Annotated in this window: 1 protein-coding gene; it reads left to right on the top strand. The window is 69.8% G+C overall.

Features of this window, described 5'->3' with window-relative positions:
* The coding region (locus ACIPLC_RS38110; protein ID WP_400477651.1) for a polyketide synthase dehydratase domain-containing protein at positions 1 to 2,153 on the top strand (2,153 nt) is incomplete at both ends.

Consider the following 2,153-nt stretch of genomic DNA (forward strand, 5'->3'; position numbering starts at 1 on the left):
TCGGTGTTCGTGGAGGCCAGCGCGCATCCCGTGCTGACGTCGGGGATCGAGGCCACCGCGGAGGACATGGGTGTGCGGGCGTCGGCGCTGGGGACGCTGCGTCGTGATGACGGTGGGTTGTCGCGGTTGCTGGTTTCGGCCGGGCAGTTGTTCGTGCGGGGTGTGGGGCTGGACTGGGCGGAGTTCCTGTCGGGCACCGGCCGGGTCGACCTGCCCACCTACGCCTTCCAACACCAGCGCTACTGGCGGCCTGCCGCGGTGGACGCCGGGGATGTCTCCGGCGTCGGCCAGACCGCAGTCACCCACCCGTTGCTGGGTGCGCTGATCGAACCCGCGGCCGGTGGCCTGTTGTTCACCAGCCGTCTGTCGACGAGTGCGCAGCCGTGGCTGGCCGACCACGCAGTGCGGGACACGGTTCTGGTGCCCGGCGCCGCGTTCGTTGAGATGGCCATCCGCGCCGGCGACGAGGTCGGTTGTTCCACGCTCGAAGAACTCACCCTCGCCGAGCCGTTGGTTCTCACCAGCGGTGTCCAGGTCCAGGTGAGCTTGGACGAGCCGGGTGAGGCCGGTTCGCGCGCGGTGCGGGTGCACTCCCGTCCGGCCGACTCCGATGGGCCCTGGACGCTGCACGCCAGTGGCGTCCTCACGCCGCAGACCCTGCGGCCGGCCTTCGATCTGGGCGAGTGGCCGCCGCGCGGGGCAGTGCCGGTGCCCATGGACGACGCCTACTTGAGGCTGGCGGAACTCGGCTACGGGTACGGGCCGTTGTTCCAGGGACTGCGCGCGGTGTGGCGACAGGGTGACGAGGTGTTCGCCGAGGTCGCCCTGCCGGAACCAGCGCGGCTGGACGCAGATCGGTTCGGCCTCCACCCGGCGTTGCTGGACGCGGCCCTGCACGCCGTCACGCTGGCCGGAGACGACACCGGCCAGGTCGCACTGCCCTTCTCGTGGAACGGGGTCAGTCTGTACGCGGCCGGGGCCACCGACCTGCGGGTCCGCGTGTCATTGACCGGTCGAGGCGGGATCTCCCTCGCCGTCGCGGATAGCGCCGGACAACCGGTGCTGTGGGTGGAGTCGCTGGTGTCCCTGCCGGTCGACGAGGAACGGCTCAACACCGTTCGGCAGGTCTCCGACGCACTGCTCCGGATGACCTGGACCGAGTTGCCGATGCCCGCGACGGATGTCGACGACGGTGTGGTCTGGGCGGAGTGGGGCGAGCTGACCGACGACCGCCCGGTGCCCGAAGCCGTGGTCCTGCCGATTGCCCCCGCCACGGATGCCGAAGCCGTGCGCGCCGCCGTCGACGAGACCCTGGCTGTGCTTCATACCTGGCTGTCCGACCGACGCTACGCCGACGCCAAACTGGTGATCCGAACCAGCCATGCGATCGCCCTCGACGATGAGCAGACAGCTGACCTGGCCGGGGCCGCGGTGTGGGGTCTGGTGCGGTCGGCGCAGTCCGAGGAACCCGGCCGGTTCGTGCTCGTCGACACTGACGGTCCGATCGGCACGGTGCTCCACGCCGTTGTCGCATGCGGGGAACCGCAGGTCGTGGTCCGTGGCGGCGTGTTGCGTGTCGGACGTCTGGCACGTGCGGCCGTGCTGCCGGTTCCGGCCCAGCCCTGGCGGTTGGATATTGCGGAGAAGGGTGAGCTGGGCAATCTGGCGTTGGTGCCGGCCGGTGGGGTGGTGCTGGCTGAGGGCGAGGTTCGGATCGCGGTTCGTGCGGGTGGGTTGAACTTCCGTGATGTGCTCAATGCGTTGGGCATGTATCCCGGTGAGGCGGGCCCGTTGGGTTCGGAGGTTGCCGGTGTGGTTGTCGAGGTCGGGCCCGGGGTGGATGGGGTGGCTGTCGGGGACCGGGTGTTGGGCATGGTGCCTGGTGGGTTCGCTGCTGAGGTGGTTGCTGATGCGCGGATGATCGCGCCGGTGCCTGAGGGTTGGTCGTTCGCTGAGGCGGCGTCGGTTCCGGTGGTGTTCCTTACCGCGTTCTACGGGTTGGTGGATCTGGCCGGGTTGCGGGCTGGGGAGTCGGTGTTGGTGCACGCTGGTGCGGGCGGGGTTGGCATGGCTGCCATCCAGTTGGCTCGGTACTTGGGTGTGGAGGTGTTCGCCACTGCCGGTCCGGGCAAGTGGGAGGTGCTGCGGTCGCT

This window comes from Kitasatospora sp. NPDC086801, assembly GCF_044745805.1.
GTDB lineage: Bacteria > Actinomycetota > Actinomycetes > Streptomycetales > Streptomycetaceae > Kitasatospora.